At 45.8% G+C, this 17,793-nt stretch carries 13 protein-coding genes and 1 pseudogene; 10 read left to right on the plus strand and 4 right to left on the minus strand.

The annotated features are described in order from the left end of the window. Window positions 1–486: 486 nt before the first annotated feature. Entirely contained in the window at window positions 487–1,671 is a 1,185-nt protein-coding gene (locus MRK00_04115) for a porin (protein MDR4516557.1), read from the minus strand. Between the two features lie 330 nt (window positions 1,672–2,001). On the opposite strand from MRK00_04115, the gene MRK00_04120 reads away from it, so the two are divergent. The 5 genes from MRK00_04120 (at window position 2,002) to MRK00_04140 (ending at window position 7,018) form a co-directional block, all read left to right on the plus strand. Beyond that, the gene (locus MRK00_04120) at window positions 2,002–3,390 is read left to right on the plus strand and encodes a hypothetical protein (protein MDR4516558.1); all 1,389 of its coding nucleotides are present in this window, start codon (window positions 2,002–2,004) and stop codon (window positions 3,388–3,390) included. Window positions 3,391–3,517: 127 nt separating this feature from the next. After that, window positions 3,518–4,108: an SCO family protein gene (locus MRK00_04125; protein ID MDR4516559.1), complete on the plus strand. Its 591-nt coding sequence runs from the start codon at window positions 3,518–3,520 to the stop codon at window positions 4,106–4,108. A 2-nt stretch (window positions 4,109–4,110) separates the two neighbouring features. Further along, window positions 4,111–4,722: a DUF1292 domain-containing protein gene (locus MRK00_04130; protein MDR4516560.1), complete on the plus strand. Its 612-nt coding sequence runs from the start codon at window positions 4,111–4,113 to the stop codon at window positions 4,720–4,722. 531 nt (window positions 4,723–5,253) lie between these two features. Further along, the gene (locus MRK00_04135; GenBank protein ID MDR4516561.1) at window positions 5,254–6,279 is read left to right on the plus strand and encodes a zinc carboxypeptidase; all 1,026 of its coding nucleotides are present in this window, start codon (window positions 5,254–5,256) and stop codon (window positions 6,277–6,279) included. Next, entirely contained in the window at window positions 6,269–7,018 is a 750-nt protein-coding gene (locus MRK00_04140; protein ID MDR4516562.1) for an alpha/beta hydrolase, read from the plus strand. The genes MRK00_04135 and MRK00_04140 overlap by 11 nt, the downstream gene beginning before the upstream one ends. Window positions 7,019–7,154: 136 nt before the next feature. Here the strand turns inward: MRK00_04140 and chrA are convergent, their stop codons facing one another. Beyond that, the gene (chrA, locus tag MRK00_04145) at window positions 7,155–8,519 is read right to left on the minus strand and encodes a chromate efflux transporter (protein MDR4516563.1); all 1,365 of its coding nucleotides are present in this window, start codon (window positions 8,517–8,519) and stop codon (window positions 7,155–7,157) included. A 580-nt stretch (window positions 8,520–9,099) separates the two neighbouring features. Here chrA and MRK00_04150 point away from each other — a divergent pair. After that, window positions 9,100–12,984, plus strand: coding sequence for an Ig-like domain-containing protein (locus MRK00_04150; protein MDR4516564.1), 3,885 nt, complete (start codon window positions 9,100–9,102; stop codon window positions 12,982–12,984). 140 nt (window positions 12,985–13,124) lie between these two features. Here MRK00_04150 and MRK00_04155 read toward each other — a convergent pair. Beyond that, a pseudogene (locus tag MRK00_04155) lies at window positions 13,125–13,337 on the minus strand (transposase). 141 nt (window positions 13,338–13,478) lie between these two features. Between MRK00_04155 and istA the strand changes: the two are divergent. From istA to MRK00_04175, 4 genes are all read left to right on the plus strand, one after another. Then, on the plus strand, window positions 13,479–14,060 hold the full coding sequence (gene istA, locus MRK00_04160; protein ID MDR4516565.1) for an IS21 family transposase: 582 nt from the start codon (window positions 13,479–13,481) through the stop codon (window positions 14,058–14,060). Between the two features lie 17 nt (window positions 14,061–14,077). Then, window positions 14,078–14,974 (plus strand): hypothetical protein, encoded by an 897-nt coding sequence (locus MRK00_04165; GenBank protein ID MDR4516566.1) that lies wholly within the window; start codon window positions 14,078–14,080, stop codon window positions 14,972–14,974. After that, window positions 14,964–15,710 carry an IS21-like element helper ATPase IstB gene (gene istB, locus MRK00_04170; GenBank protein MDR4516567.1) on the plus strand — a complete coding sequence of 249 codons (747 nt, stop codon included), beginning with the start codon at window positions 14,964–14,966 and terminating at the stop codon, window positions 15,708–15,710. The genes MRK00_04165 and istB overlap by 11 nt, the downstream gene beginning before the upstream one ends. A gap of 229 nt (window positions 15,711–15,939) precedes the next feature. Beyond that, window positions 15,940–16,185, plus strand: a complete 246-nt coding sequence (locus MRK00_04175; GenBank protein ID MDR4516568.1) for a hypothetical protein — start codon at window positions 15,940–15,942, stop codon at window positions 16,183–16,185. Between the two features lie 201 nt (window positions 16,186–16,386). On the opposite strand, the gene MRK00_04180 is transcribed toward MRK00_04175, so the two are convergent. Then, window positions 16,387–17,598, minus strand: coding sequence for an IS256 family transposase (locus MRK00_04180; protein MDR4516569.1), 1,212 nt, complete (start codon window positions 17,596–17,598; stop codon window positions 16,387–16,389). Between the last annotated feature and the right edge of the window lie 195 nt (window positions 17,599–17,793).

The raw sequence follows: 17,793 nt of genomic DNA on the forward strand, positions 1-17,793 counted from the left end.
GTTGATTACTTGCAGTTTGGTAAATCTCAATGTATATCCAGCCGTCACACTCCAAAGTAGTTTCACCAACCTCTTTCTATTCAACCAGTTAGTCTATTAGCGTTGTTTGCTGGCAGGAATATCAATACAAAGACATTATTTTTTTTCAATGTTTGCTTAATTTGCTGTTTTTGATTTATCTAAACCAGGAGAACGTCTTCATCAGTTTGAAGCCATAGCAAATGGTAGTTTTGCAATCGGTGAACACGATTCTTTGATTTTGCCATGATTCCCTAAATTAAATTCGAGAATTTTTTCTAAGGATCGCCATTTTAAATGGTTTTCAAAAAAAACCATTTAAAATGGCGGCAACATAATTTGTGCCGCAATGTCGGGTTTCTTAAGATTGAATGCTACTTTTACTATTTTTTATTTAATTTTCAATTAAATCACTGAAAAAAAACTATTTTTTAACAGCCTTGCCCAGCAAAGAGGTTTTGAATAGCATCAAAACAAATGGCGCAAACCGGCAGTCCAGGTATCGCGGTCACGGTCTAATGTCGCATTCTCATCGATGACATTTACACGTTGATAGCCGCCAAAAAGATTCGTCCGCTTGCTAAAGCGATACAACCCGCCAACTGTAAAGCTCCTGGCTTTACGTTTAAGGGCGAAATGTGTGCGATCAGCATTGGTCATGCCGCCTTGAGCGATAAACGTCGCGTTTCCGAGTTTGTATTGTCCGCCAACATACCAGATTTCGCCATCGCCCCCTGCATTCATTGCCGAGTTACATTGCCTCTCTATATCACCAATAACACCTAAAGCGGCCGCATCCGAGCAGGTTGCTGCACCAAGTGCGTCATTAATGAACTCATACTGGCCCTGGATCTGAAAATCTTTATACGACCAAAGTCCGCCGATTCGACCGACTTCCTCAGTTTTTAGATTAACAGCTGTGATTCTTTTTTGAGCAGTGCTAACGTTGTCTCTTGAATAACCGCCAAATACCTGAAATCTGTGATCTCGAAAGTCAAAATTATATTTTGCAGCAGCTTGAACATCCCATTCACCATCCTCGCCGCCTGTCTCGCCGATATTCCCACCTTGTCCACCAAGCACTCCCCCCAGATTGGCTTCAAGCTTTTCTGAGTCTCCGGGCATGAACAAAACAGCAAAAGAGAAGCCGTCGAATTCTCTGGAAGTAAAACGAATTACGCTGTTTACTGCAGAATATGCGCCGGAACCCAAACCGTTGGCGCTGGCAATCATGGTGCCACCGCTACCGGCGGCTTGTAAGGTTGTATATACAAAAGGATCAATAGTCCAACCACCGGCAAAATCGGCAAATGGCGAATGCGTGCGGCCAATTTTTAAGGTGCCGATTGAATCATTAGTGATACCGACAAATATTTCCCGACTACCTTGAGTTGCGCCATTGGTGTTGAAACCGAAGTCGATCATCGCCACCGCCTGAAATCCTTTGCCTAAATCCTCGAAAATACGGAAACCCCAGGAAGAAAAAAAAGTTGGATCGTTGACCGTAGACTGGCTGGAGAATCCTTCGATATCGATATGACTGTACTCGGATTGAATCCTGCCAACAAGCGACATTCTTGTGCCAAATGCTGATGCTGTAACCGTTAATGCAACGATACCAACTAATACCATAGATACAAAATACCTTTTCATTATGACCTCTCATGAAAGTTTAATCTTTTTGAAAAATTACTGAGATAACCGTGTAACAGATCATCTTTAGAATGTTTTTGTACCTAGTTCATACAATCTGGATAGTAAATATAAACCGTTGCATTTTGATGAAGACAGGGAGGTGAGATAAAACTCAGAGAATGAAAAAGCGAAGTTTCTTGCAGGACAAATTGCATTTGAAGAATGATGAAACCCTATTCGGGTTGAGTTGAAAATCAAACACACTGCTTTAACCCAGTGCTGTTCTTAAATGATTGAGAAATTTTTATTTCAAAACTTTAAAAATTTGATATTTTCTGGAGGAAAAAAATGAATTTAGTAATGAAACCAAGCCGCAAGGTTTTATTGGCGGCAGCATGTTTGTTAGTATTTTCAGCCGGTACGCTTAGTGCTGGCGATGAGGATCACGATGACGATCAAGGTAAAGCTTTTTTTCAGAGCGATTATCCCAATAATCAATATCCAAATGTTTACAACAAATATTTGCAACCGGTTGTAACGGCGATTGATTACCATACGCGCGTTATCTATCTATTCAACTATGAAAATGACGGACTGATCATTATCGAGCCTACAACCATTCCTGGCTGGCCGGCTGACTTGCCATTACAGCATACAGGTATCATGCCGGGCGCAGATGTCTTCTTTATTACCACCGATAATACTCAAGATCATTCGTCTTACGTTATCGCAGTCACGGTGAATCATATTGACTGGAATGCAGGTACGGCAGATGTTGTGGTTGCTTCTGTAACAGCAGCCGACGTGCCTAATACACCGCCTTCACTGCCATTCGTCGAACAAGTGAACGATGTGCAGGGCGTACCGGACTGGATTTTCGGTAGAGGCACACAGTTGCATGGTTTCACATTGTTGCCAAACACCAATTATGCGTATGTGGCTGAATGGTCAGCGGATAAAATTCACGTGATCGATCTTGAAACCAATACTTTTGCAGCAGTCAGTCCGATTACTATCCCTGGATATACGGAACAAACACACGGTGTTACCTTTAACAATTCGGGTACGCTTGGTCTCGGCACCGGATACTACTTTGACAACAGCTTTATTGACGTCTACGAGCCCAACAGAGAAACAGGAGATTTACAGGTAGTGGGCCAAATTAAGCTGGGTGATGAAAAGCGCCATGCTGCGTTTACACACTATGTCTACTGGCTGGATGAAAGGTTCGCACTGACGGCTTCTATGCAATTTGACAAAACTTCATTGACTCCGTCAACCACGAATAAAATCATTCCACCGAGCGTGTGGTTGTTGGATACACATGAGGGCACTGCGGCGAAAATTATCAGCCATACAAACCATAAAAATGGCAAGGGTGTATTCCGTTCACCTTCAGATCTGACAGTCGCCAACGGTAAGCTCTATCTGGCCGAGGAAGATTCGATTGATCCTACATTCGGTGAAGACGGTTATATTTCTGTTTGGGATATCACCGATCGTTATGAACCTAAATTTTTGAAACGCTTAAAGCCAGGTGCCGAGCTGCCAGCGGGTTATTCAGTTGCGCATACGATCAGCCCATCTGCAGATGATCGTTATCTGATTATCGCAAGCTGGGTATCTGGTTATGTACTCAAACTGGATACGCATACGGATACCATTGTCAAAGTATGGGGTCCAGCAGACGGTCTGGTTATGCCACATGGCCTGTTCTCAGCGGGTAGCATTCGATAATCGCTAGAAAAACGTTGTTTCCGGCCCATCCTATTTTCCAGTAAATTACAGTTCATTGGCAAAAACGGTGGGCCGTCTCAACATTATGGCCAGTCAAAATCAAAATGACCGATTAGGAGATCATTCATTGAAGAGAAATATATTTCACAAGTATTACACCTTAATTGCAGCGGCGAGCGCGCTATTGCTGATACAAGACAGTGTAACCGCTGCGCCATTAGTGCTGCCGCGTCCCGTGCCGCTTCAAGCTGAAACCATTGCGCAATTAAAACATGCGCATGCAAATGAAAATGTGCAATGGCAACTGGTGGTTTTCGGATTTACCCGCTGTAAGGATGCCTGCCCAACTTCACTTGGAAATTTAGCCATGCTGATTGATGTTGCTAATGCCGAACAAATCAAGCTAAATGGCACATTTGTTTCAATCGATCCCGATAGAGACAGCGAAGCGGCGTTAGCAGACTATACAGAACGGTTTGGTTCGGATATATCCTATCTTCGATTTGAAAATGAAGAACTGGAACGGTTTAAGGCTACATTCGGTGTCGAAGCGTCCTTCTTAACAAAGAACGAAGGTAATATGGAACATTATCAGGTTGACCATAGTACAGCAGCGTTTTTAATTGATCCTGAAGGCAGGATCAAAGTCATGTTCGATGCAGTTAAAGATGCTGCCAGCGTGGCGAAACTGTTCCATGAAAGCAGGGAGTTATTTTAATCATGAATAAGACCCTCATGCTGATTGCATCGTTTTTCCTGATATCCTCGCCGGTGTCCGCAATGCAAATTGTAGCCGATCCTCGCATCATTATTTCATTTATGGATAATTCCCTGCCACCCGAGCTGGATATTTTGCGTGTAACCACTGATGTGTCCGAGGATAATCACTTGATATTCCAGGTGCAAACCAGGGGTGAGCGGATTAACGGGAAAAACAACGATTATATAGTGTTAAATATTTTGCATGAAAAAACGTATGCACTGATTATCCCGTTAAACACGGAAACAGAAGAATCAATACAGGTTTATGAGGGCGGACTCCGCCCTGAAAAACAGTTAACATCAATAACATTCAAAAAATCTGAAATTAACAATGAGCACACTGGCTTTAGCGTCAGACGCGTAAACCGCGGCGTGGAATTTACGATACCGCTCGACTGGATTAATTTCGGCGCAGATTTCGGTTTCGACGCTTACACCATACACGCTCGTATTAAAGAAAACGCCTTATATATTGACGAAGTATATGATCAGGCGAGACGGGGGCGCCCCCAGGAAAAACAAATTTCTGCCATTACGCTGTTAAACAACATTTGTTCGCCAAAGAAGTAATTAACGAAATGATACAGCCGATTTTGCTGATTCCGCATCGGAAAACCTGCAAGCTGATAGTGTACTGCCATCAAAACACTCAACAATAAATGATGTCGGTATTTTTTGGCCTGCCGTTATTGACCGGTTGTTTTGTCTAATGGGAATGTTCCCTCTTCCAAGTTGCAATTACTGCCTGATATAAATCAGACCAATTATTTCTAAGCAAATAATCAGTGTATAAACAAAAATTTCTCGATTAAGGCCATTCCGGGTATGGCATTCAGGATGGCTTTTTATATGAAAAAAATTTAGAGTCACGGTCGCCAAAGTCAAATTAGCCATCTATGTTCAGCGACTTTAATCCTGCCAGTTCAAATTCATTCTTGCTTACTTGTGACTACCTGTGAAAAGACTTTCTTAACAAGATGTCTGTATATTAAATTTTGATGACATTTTTGTGAACAATGAACTCTGCATTCATGAATGGTATGATGAAAAAATAATGATTTTCCAATACTTTTTTTACAGACTTTAGGCTAACAAATCTACATGGCCTATTCGACATCCAGGCAACTCCCGGAACTGAAACATATTGAGACGATTACCAAATGGAGTAATTCAGCGCATTTGTCCAGCAAGGTGCTATGTTATGTACCTTGCGAAGATGATTTGTTGCCGATATACGCGCTGAGTCTGGGCAATCTTGTCCAGGATGTGCCATGTATCACATTTGTAGCGGGTATTCATGGGCTGGAACGTATCGGTACGCAAGTGGTGGTTACGTTTATGGAGGGATTGCTTGAACGCCTGGAATGGGACCAGGTTACCCTCGATCTCATGCAAAGAGTACGCATCCATATTTTGCCACTGGTCAATCCGGTCGGCATGTACAACAATACGCGATCCAATGGGCAAGGCATCGATCTGATGCGCAATGCGCCAATCGACAGTCAGGAAAAAACAATTTGGCTCGGTGGCGGGCACCGGATTTCGCCGTTGCTGCCATGGTATCGTGGAAAATCGGGCATGCCCATGCAACCGGAAGCGCAGGCGCTGTGCGATTTCATTACACGGGAGGTTTTTCCCGCGCCGTTTAGTATTGTGCTTGACTGTCATTCGGGTTTTGGTTACCGCAATCAGATCTGGTTTCCGTATGCACGAAGCCGGCTTGAGCCAATCAAGCACATCAAGGAAGTCTATTATCTGCGAAAGCTTTTTATGCAGACCTATCCGAATCAGGAATATCTGTTTGAGCCGCAATCAAAACACTATCTAGTTCACGGTGATTTATGGGATTTCCTTTATTTGCAATCACTAGAGCGTGGCAATATATTTTTACCACTAACGCTGGAAATGGGATCCTGGCGTTGGGTACGAAAAAATCCTCTTCAAATCAGGCAATTATTGGGACTCTACCACCCAATGAAACCGCATCGTCTTAGACGGGTATTAAGAAGTCATCTTATCCTGCTGGATTTTCTGCTGCATGCGACTTTGTCGTATGAAAATTGGCTCAATAAAAGCCAATCACCCGAAATGGAAAAACTTGCACTCGCCCTGTGGTATGAAAAATAATGCAAAATTTGTATTGATACGTGGCCTGCTGCGCGATGCAAGGCACTGGGGTATATTTCCGACTCTATTTCAGCAGCGTTTTCCCAATGCAGACATTTTCACACCTGACATTCCCGGAAATGGTCGCCTCAATCACTTGAACAGTCCTGATACGGTTTCCGGCATGACTGAAGCGCTGCGCAAACAAATTGCCATTCGTCAAAAACTCAAACTGATTTCGATCTCCATGGGTGGCATGATTGCCGTCGACTGGATAACACGATATCCGGAAGAAGTCGAAGCCGCAGTTGTGATCAACTCCAGTATTGGACAATTATCTCCCAGTTATCACCGCTTGCGATTGCTGGCCTGGCCATATATTGTAAAAATGCTTTTTCATTCACCGATGCAACGGGAGGGTGATATTCTGTCATTGACGTCAAATAAACATGGTGACGACGCCGCATTGCTTGCTATGTGGCAAGAGTGGCAACGGCAAAATCCGGTTTCATTTGCAAATGCAAGAAATCAGTGCATGGCTGCCATCAAGTTTGCTTTTACCCCCTACCTAAAACAACCTGTGCTTGTGGTTGCCAGCATGCAGGATCGATTAGTCGATTACCGCTGCAGCATTAAACTGGCGCAGGCTTTGCATACAAAGTATGTACAGCATGATACCGCTGGTCATGATTTGCCCCTAGACCAACCAGATTGGCTAGCAGACACAATCCATAAATGGATTGTGTCTGCAGACTTTTGAAATTTATAGTTATGCTTCTTGGTCTTAAACCTCCGCTTTCAGGTGGATATACTGCAGTATTTGGAACAGCACTCAGACAAAGATTAACGGCTTCCAGTCATTCTCGGGAATCCACCTGCGCCAGGCCGGTAGTAGTTCAGATGAAAATTTCCAACGAAAGGCCAGCAATCGCACAAGCCGCTATGACTTCAATGACATTTCGTTTAAAGCGAAACAACGCGATAAGCGCCATTAGCGCAATAATCGCTGATATCCAGTCGAAGTTTCCGGAAAAACCTTGAGGCCATAGAACATGGTATCCGAAGAATATGGCCAGATTGATAATGACGCCAACCACAGCAACCGAGATTGCCGTCAGCGGGGCTGTAAATTTTAAGTCGTTATGGGTAGATTCAACCAGCGGTCCCCCCGCAAGGATAAAAATAAATGATGGCAAGAAGGTAAACCATACAACCAGCACGGCTGCAACGGTGCCCGCCAGAAACAACATATCCGGCCCAAACAGCGCTTTAACATATCCACCGATGAAAGCCACGAAAGCTACCACCATAATCAGCGGGCCAGGTGTAGCTTCACCAAGCGCCAGGCCATCAATCATTTGCATCGGTGTGAGCCAGCCATAAAACCCGACAGCACCTTGGTAAATGTAGGGTAATACAGCATAGGCTCCCCCGAAAGTCAGCAAAGCAGCTTTGGTGAAAAACCATCCCATTTGCGTCAGCGTATGATCCCATCCGTAATTGATAGTCAGTAACGCCATGGGTAGTGACCACAATACCCCACCTATAGTTATCACGATGAGTAGCCGCGACCATAAGAAATGTGCGTGTTCCGGCTTCGCAGTATGGTCATCAATCAGTGAAGCGCCATACGATATGTTTGTTCCCTTATGCCCACCACCCGTTTTGAAGCTTTCCGGCATGATTCGTCCGCCAACATAACCGATCAATGCCGCACTGGCGACGATAACAGGAAAAGAAATATTTAACGCAAAGATCGCAACAAACGAAGCTGCCGCAATAGCCCATAACCAGTTATTTTTGAGTGTGCGTGAGCCGAGGCGATAAGCTGCCTGTACCACAATCGCGGTTACTGCAGGTTTGATGCCATAGAACAGTCCCGCAACCAGTGAGACATCGCCAAAAGCGATATAGACCCACGAAAGGGCAATCAAAATAAACAAGGAAGGCAAGACGAACAATAACCCCGCGATGATCCCACCCCATGTCCGGTGCATTAGCCAGCCGATATAGACTGCGAGCTGCTGCGCTTCAGGGCCAGGAAGCATCATGCAGTAGTTAAGCGCATGGAGAAAACGGCGCTCTGAAATCCAGCGTTTACGTTCGACCAAATCCTGATGCATGATGGCGATTTGTCCAGCCGGACCACCAAAACTGATAAATCCCAGTTTTAGCCAATACCAGAAAGCCTGCTTGAGCGTAACCTGATCAGGCGAAATATTCGATGAAAATTGCTGCAATTGCTGTTTTGGCGAGTCCATGTGTTCCTTTTTGTTAAAATAATTTATTGGAAATTCTTGGACGAAAACTGCTTTTAAAACAAAAGGCAGCGCTATCACCAATGACAATTATTGTCTATACAATAGAAATGAAAATCAAGATAGAAAAGATGGGTTGGTTAGGATAAAAAATTATATTTAATCCCTTATGCCCCGTCGGTACAAATTGAAAAAGCAGATTGATTGTCCAGGAGACGGTTTTGGTTCATCGTTACTGTTGTTGATGAGAGGAACGATAACTACGTACTATTCAAGTAACCGGCAGATTATTGAACAGTAATCACACCAAACCGCAACCCATATGCCCTGCGATCAGCATTATCAGCGGCAAGTCCAAGAAAAATATGGCTCCCCAACCAGAGCTCGAACCCGGGACCTGCAAACTGCTTGAGATATGGCTTGTCATCCTGCAAAATACAATCGTAGACCCTGGTTTTATACTGGCTTTATAACAATAACCGGAATGGATTGCGCCATAACACTCACAAACTGGTACATCGCACTTTGTTCAATGCATCGTACGAGTTAATACGGGTGAGTCAACAGCAGGAGACAACAATCAATGGCTAAAAGATTCTTTACAATTAAAGGTGATAACAATAGCAATATCATCCCAGGCACGAACTTCGACGACATTATCTATGGTTACGGTGGAAACGATATACTTGGGGCAATTAACAGCAACGGCGGAGACCGTATTTACGGTGGCGATGGCGACGACGTGCTTTATGACAACACGGGATTAGGCGTTATCAGTCCTATTTTGTCGGATGTTCTTGATGGTGGAAAAGGTAATGACGATATTTTCATTGCCGGAGGCTTTTTAGATCGGTTTGACGGAGGCCCGGGAGACGACACATTTCATATTCTCCCTGGCTTGTTAAATTTGTTTGCTACTATTGATGGCGGCGGCGGTCAGGATGTTGTCGTCTTCGACATTCCAATGCCACCCATACAGACTGGCGCTATCAGGCACAACGGCGCGAACTGGTTTTTTAACTTCGATGGACTGTTTGATTTTCATGTTTTTCGCGTCGAGGAAGTGCGTTTTACCGATTATACACTTGATCTCGATGGCGTCTGGGCGCACCCGATCGCCATAGATGATCATTTTGACGCGCAAGCCAATCAACCTTTGGTGATTCATATCGACACAGTGCTGGCCAACGATATTGATCCCGATGGTGATGGCACAAGTTTCCTGGATTTTGCCAGTCTGAATGTAATAGACAATCATGACGGCACGCTCACATTTGATCCTGATGGCATGTTCGATCCCCTGCCGGCGGGTGAAACCTCCGATGTTTCATTTGAATACAGGATTACTGATGACCGCGGGTTACTTTCTACTGGAAATATTCGCATCACCATTCATGGCGTTAACGATGCACCTGACGCCCAGAATGATCTGGGAACGACAACTCAGAATGATCCGGTGACAGTTGCTGTGCTAGGTAACGATACCGATCCTGACACAGGCGATTTTCTCACCGTCACAGACGCATGGCTTTCACCTGACGCCCTGAGTACCGTCAGCTTTGACAACACCACTGTCACATACAATCCGGCATCCGCTTACGACAACCTTGATCAAGGTGTTGCTGAACAGGTTGAACTAATGTACACCGTTTCCGACAGCGGCGGCAAAACAGACACAGCGGCCGTTTTAATCACTGTCATTGGCATCAACGATCAACCCGATGCGCAGGATGACAACTTCCTCACCACTCAGAATGCTCCCATTACCGGCAACGTTTTTGAAGCTAATGGCAGTCCGGCAGACTTTGACCCTGATGATCCGTTGCAACTCACACATGTCAACAACAATCCTGCACAAGTGAATCAGTGGATAACCTTAAGCAGAGGCGGAGAACTCAAAATACGCGGGGATGGCGTACTGGATTTTAATCCGCTCAGCGCCTATGTTTCGCTCGCACGATTCGAAACTGTGACGGAAACGGCGACTTACACGATTACCGATGACAATGGTGAATCCGATATGGCTACAGTAATGATTACTGTAGCAGGCCTTAACGATCAGCCGGTTGCCAGAACAGACACGTATATGCTGAATGAAAACGCAACAGCCACCCTACTGGATATTCTGGCGAATGACGATGACCCGGACTTGTCGGACGCGCTTCACATCTCGACGGTTGACACAACCAACACGCTGGGAAAAGTCGATTGGAGCGGAAACCAGCTGACATATGACCCCAATGGGCAGTTCGATTATCTGCCTGTCGGCGTAACAGCAACCGATCGATTTGACTACATCATTGCCGACGGTAATGGCGGCTTTAACCAGGCATCCGTAGAAATTACAATCACAGGCGAAAACGACCCGCCGCGCGCGATTCCCGATATCGGCTTCACCGATGAAGACACTGCTGTTACCGTAGATGTTGTCGACAACGACCTGGATCCGGATGGCGATTTCTTAACCGTCACCGGGGCGCAGATTCTCTCCGGCAGCGGTACTGTTACACATGATCTCGCCAATATTACTTTCACGCCCGGCGCAGTCTACAATGCATTGCCGGCCGGAGCACATGAACCGGTTGTAGTGGCTTATGCGGTTTCAGATGGTTTTGGCGGCACCACTACCGGTTTTGTCAATATTGATGTTGAAGGCATGAATGATCAACCTATCGCAGTGCCTGATACTGGTTTCACAACCGAGAACAGCGCTGTAACTCTCCCTGTAATTGCGAATGATTCAGACCCTGATAACGGCGATACGCTACGTATCACGGACGCCCGGATAGTCAGCGGCAATGGAAATATCAGTTACAGCACCGAGGATCTTTTATATGACCCACTGGATAACTACAACCATTTAGGAACGGGAGAAAAGACCAGCATCGTGCTCGCCTATCTGGTTTCCGACAACCATAATGCCGAAACCAGCACGTTTGTCACCCTTGAAATCACAGGCTTGAATGATGCACCGGAAGCATTTGACGGAATCGTTTCCCTTGAAGAAGATCAAATCATAGATTTTGATATGCGTGACTTCGTACATGATATCGACAGCGATAACCTGGAAATCATTCTTGATACATTGCCGGCACACGGTGTGTTAACACTTGATGGCCTGACCGCAATCTATACCCCCGATCCCGACTATAACGGCGACGACCATTTCAGCTATTTCGTCAGTGACGGCGATTTGATTTCAAATATTGCGGTACTCGATCTAAACCTTCTTCCAATGCCCGATGCGCCGGTGGCCGTCGGCGATTCCTTTACAATATACGAGGATGTATCCGCAATTCTCGATCCGCTCGCCAACGATAGCGACATTGACGGCGATACGTTAACAATCCGCATCACCGATCAACCGATCCATGGCGCGCTGAGTGCAATCGGTGGGACGGTCACCTATACACCGGATCCCGATTACCACGGCAACGACAGCTTCAGCTATGAAGCCTGGGACGGTGTTCTGTCTTCCGAAGCTGTGGTCGTCGAATTGACGGTTATGCCAGATAATGATCCACCAATCGCGCTGGACGACATGTTCACAGTCACCGAAGACGGCTCCACACAAATCAATCCCCTCGGCAACGATTTCGATCTGGACGGTGATCCGCTGACAATCCAGATCGTCACCCATCCGCTACATGGCACGCTAAGCGAAGTGGATACAACGATTACCTACACCCCGGACCCGGATTATTTCGGCCCCGACAGTTTCACGTATACAGCATGGGATGGCTTGCTCGCCTCACCTGCGGCAACAGTTGCCCTGACCGTTAACTCGATTCCCGATGCTCCGACAGCCAATAACGACGTGTTCGATGTGCTCGTCTACGCTGGGCTTTTTGGCACCAATGTCTTTGCCGACAATGGCCATGGATTCGATACTGACCCCGATAGCACCTTCGAAGTGACTCAGGTTAATGGCAAGGCGTCTAATGTCGGGATTCCGGTTACTTTGCCGGGTGGCGCCGTAGTTCGCATTGATGCAGACGGCTCGTTTCAGGCTGATGTTTCCTCAGGATATGAAAATCTCTCATGCGACGAATTTCTGGAAGAGACGCTGACTTACACGATTTCCGATGCCGATGGATTGAGCTCCACGGCTACGGTTACCTTGATTATTGAAGGAAACCCGCCACTGATTGCCAATGAGGATTTTACCCAAACAACAGAGGGAACCCCAGTCATGATCTACGTCACTGAAAATGAAGGATGGTGCCGTTCGTTCTCGGTAGGCAGCATTCAACAACCGGTAAATGGCACTGTCAGCCGGCTTACGGATCTGCCAAATACCGGTGGCTACAATATACTGGTCTTTGATCCCGAGGACCTGTTTGATTACCTCGAGCCGGGAGAGTATGAGTGGGTCAACTTCGGATATACGCTTGATCCAGGTGATCATGGAACCTCCAACGACCAGTTATCGGCGCCTGTACATGTTCAGGTCTGGGGAGTTGCCTGATAAAACAGTTGGCGCATTCAATCTCAATAAACGCCAACGCATTTTTTGTTTAGCTAGTCGATCCTTAAAAAAGATATTTTGAAAAATTTTCTGTGCAATAATTTCAGCAAAAAATTATTTATCTTCCCTGCACACTTTTTTCAGGAATTTCCGGCGGCAATGCTTATTTTTGCCTTATATTTTGCTGCAAAAAACAGCCAAAAAATGGCCAACAGCCATTGTTTCAGATTCCAGGCGCAAGCAGCCATCAGCAGGTTGATCTGATCACCGATGGCGCCTTTCAAATAGTTTCTTGCCATTCGATAGTCCGATTTCAAGTGGCCGATAATGGGTTCAATCGCTGCGCGCCTTCTGCATTGTTTACGCTTCTTGTCTCTCTGGTGTAAATCGGCATGTAAAACTTACCAGAATTTTCGGAAAATCGGCGTTGAAAAGTTTCCACTCTGAGATGATAAATTACCGGCATTTTGCTGGAGAACTTTGGAGTGATAGAGATGGATATAATTGCCGAAATCAGAAGGCGACATTTTGTCAGTAAAGAAAAAATCAGTTCAATTGCCCGTTCATTGGGGCTGTCCCGTCCTACAGTCAGGAAACATTTAAAGACGGAGGCTGAACCGGAATATCGGCGTCAAACGCAATGTGCGCCGAAGCTAGGAGAATTTAAAGCGTTATTGACCAGTTGGCTGGAAACAGAGGCATTGCTACCGCAAAAGCAGCGTCGAACAGCAATGCGATTATATGAAGGTTTGATAATTGAAGGTTATACAGGCGCTTATGACAGCGTTCGGCGTTTTGTAAAGCAGTGGAAAGCAGAGAACAAGGATACCCCGGCACCCAGGCAAACGTTTGTTCCTTTAGCGTTTAAACCCGGTGAAGTCTGTCAATTTGACTGGAGTCAGGAAGTTGTTGATCTGGGTGGGCGGGAACAAGTCGTCAAGGTGGCGCATTTTCGTTTGTGTTACAGCCGCAAGATGTTTGTCGTCGCTTATTTCAGGGAAGCGCAGGAGATGCTGATGGATGCGCATAATCGTGCATTTGCGTTCTTTGGTGGCGTGCCGCTGCAGATGGTTTAGACAATCCCAAGACAATTGTGGATGCGGTTTTGATGGGCAAAGAGAGAAAGTTTAATCGGCGGTTTATGGCATTGGCGAATCACTATTTGTTTGAACCGGTTGCCTGCACGCCGGCGGCCGGCTGGGAGAAAGGTCAGATAGAGAATCAGGTGGGTAATGTCAGAGAATGGCTGTTCACGCCGCGCATAAAGTTTGCAACGCTGGATGACTTAAACCGCTGGCTGGCGCAGCGTTGTCATGAGCTGTCAAACAGGAAGCATCCTGATTTTGCACAAACCATTGCGGAATGTTTTCAGCAGGAACAACCGTTATTGCGGCAAATCACAACACCATTTGCCGGTTATGTTGAGCACCTGATGAAAGTCTCCAGAACCTGCCTGGTGCGTGTTGACCGGAATCAGTACAGTGTACCGGCCCAATGGTCCGGGAAGGTGGTTTCGGTCAGAGTATTTGCCGGTCATCTTGATATTGTGGCGGAGGGAAAAGCGATTGCGACGCATCAACGCAATTTCCTGCGCGATCAGCTGATCTGTAATCCATGGCATTATTTGCCCGTGCTGGAGAAGAAACCCGGTGCTATCCGTCACGGCGCGCCATTCCAGAACTGGGAACTACCGGAATCGATCCGTCACGTACGTGAGAAACTTCAGAAGCAAGATAAAAATGAACGCGCTTTTGTTGATCTGTTGTTATTGACCCGCGAAGCCGGTCTTGATGCACTTGAGACAGCCTGTGAACTGGCGTTGGAATCCGGTGTTGTCAATGCCAGTGTGTTGCAGAATGCTATACGGCGTTTGATTGAACCAGTTCGTTCCAAGACATTGAATACCGGCGATACCTTACAACTAACCACTGAACCGCTGGCCGATTTCCAGCGTTACGATCATTTGCTTGGAAGCCGCCATGTCCACTGACTTGCTTACCCAACTCAAAGCATTGCATCTGTATGGCATGAGCGACGCCTGGTCTGAGTTAAGCGCTGAAATGCCGCAACGCAAGCAAATATCGCCGGAAACCGTATTAAGCCAACTGATCAATGCCGAAATAGCCGAACGCCAGCTACGCAGCCTGAAATACCAGATGAAGGCTGCAAAGTTTCCAATCCACCGCGACCTGGTGAAATTCGACTGGAATGAAACGCCACTCTCACGCCAACAGATAGAACAGCTCTCAACGGCTGCTTTTATGGATGATGCACATAACCTCATCCTGGTCGGTGGCACCGGTACCGGCAAAACCCATTTGGCCACAGCACTGGGCGTTGCCGCTATTCATCATGGCAAACGCATTCGATTCTTCAACGCTGTGGACTTGGTTAACCTGCTGGAGCAGGAAAAACAACTGAATAAAACCGGACACCTGGCCAGAAGGCTCATTCAGATTGACGCAGTCATCCTTGATGAACTGGGCTATCTGCCTTTCCCGGAATCAGGTGGCGCACTCCTGTTTCACTTGATCAGCCAGCTGTATGAGCGCACTTCACTCATTATAACGACCAACCTGAAATTCAGTGAATGGGTGCAGGTTTTTGGCGATGCCAAAATGACCACTGCATTGTTAGACCGTATTACACATCATTGCGACATCCTGGAAACCGGCAATGATTCTTACCGTTTCAAACATCGAAAACAATGTATAAAAACCAATTAACCAACTAAACAAGGTGGAAACTTTTCGACGCCGATGACTGGAAAATTTTCAATGCCGATTGACACATACACTTATTTTTCTTGATTCGCAACCTGACCCTAGTTTTGCGTGTAACCCTAGTTTTTGAAACCCACCAAAGTGGGTTTCATCGTAAGGTGTGATGTATAGGATTTGCGTTTGTTTACTCTCAGTATTGCAGTTTAACTTTTAGTTTTGCCAGACGGTACAGATGCTGGATGAAATGATTGTTCAGCCGCCACTTTTTCATTATGTGGCATTGGCTCAGCTGTTCGCACTGATCAAGCAAACGCAATGCTGGAACAACTTGAATCAAATCGCCAGAGGAATTAACAGCAATACATGGGGCGTCACGCCGGAAACAGAAAAGCTACTACAAGAAGCCTGCAAAGCCATCATTGAAATCCGCGCCATGCTGATGAAAGCTCTTGGCCTGAAGGAAAGCAATGACTCATGATTTTAGAAGGTAATCAGCGCGGCGGTGCCCGGCAACTGGCACGGCATTTGATGAACACGAGAGGGTGTTCAAAATTCTGTGTCAGTTTGCCAATCACCTAACGCGCTTCGCTTGTTGACCACTGAAACCGGTGACCGATCGACACAATTCGTGTCGATACGCTAACCAGTTTCAGCGGTGACATAAAAATCTGTATTAAATTCATAAATCCAGCGCCGCATCCAAACGCCCCTCAAAATATATCGCAAGCTGGGATAATGTCAAATTCCAGTTTAGTATTGGCATTGTCCATTTTTTGCTGGCGTTTTTGATACCAACATACAATAATTTCAACAGACTGTTTTCATTCGGAAATCCACCTTTGGTTTTTGTCAGTTTGCGAAATTGGCGATGTACGGCCTCAATGGTGTTGGTTGTATAAATCACACGGCGTATCGGTTCAGGATATTTGAAGTATACCGATAAATTTTCCCATTTGTTGCGCCAGGATTGAATCACGATGGGATACTGTTTTCCCCATTTGGCTTCCAATGCATCAAGCGCATCTTCAGCTGCATCAATGGTCGGCGCTTTGTATACCGGTTTCAGGTCAGCCATGAATGCTTTTTGATTTTTTGACGCCACATATTTCATCGAATTGCGGATTTGATGAATAATGCATAACTGAACCTCGGTTTCTGGAAAAATACTGTTGATTGCCTCAGGAAAACCCACGAGTCCATCAACGGCGGCAATAAGGATATCCTGTACGCCACGGTTATTTAAATCTGTCAGTACGGAAAGCCAAAACCGGGCGCCTTCGCTTTCCGATACATACAACCCTAGTACTTCCTTCTTTCCTTCAATGTTTAAGCCAAGTACGGTATAAACTGCCTTGCTGACATACCGGCCATCGTCTTTCACTTTGTGATGTATGGCATCCAGCCACACGAACGGATAGTGACTATCCAATGGCCGTTGCTGCCATTCCCTAAGCTCCGGAATAAGCTTGTCAGTGACTGCACTGATCGTCGCCGATGAAACGTCAATGCCGTATATCTCGGCAATATGCCCAGAGATATCCTGATAGCTGGAGCCCAACGCAAATAACGATAGAATTTTGCGTTCGATTTCATCGGTAAGATGAGTCTGATGCTTTTTAACCAACTGAGGTTCAAATGTACCGTTGCGGTCTCTGGGTGTTTCCAGTTGAAAACTACCTGATGCTGATTTTACAGTCTTTGGCGTCGTGCCATTCTTCCGGTTCTGTTCATCCCCGGATTTGATATGCTGTTCAAGTTCCGCCGCCAATGCAGCTTCAGTGAGTTGTTTGATCAATGGCGTTAATATGCCATCTTTTCCATTCAAATTCCGCCCCGCTTTCAAGGATTCCAAGGCTTCTTCAAAATCAAATTGCACTGTAGTCTTGTTCATTCGTCACTCCTATAAAATTTAATACTAAAGGAATGACACAGAATTTCTAATACTCCCGAACACGAAGGATAACGAGCATGTCGAAGTGCATGAGATCTCCGGCTTCATGTCCGATAGCGTCATGGGCGCGGATGGTATTCCTTACACCATAGCGCAGGATCTGCCTCATGGCGCATATGGCATTGACATTAAGAA

The organism is Nitrosomonas sp., assembly GCA_031316255.1.
Classification (GTDB): Bacteria; Pseudomonadota; Gammaproteobacteria; order Burkholderiales; family Nitrosomonadaceae; genus Nitrosomonas.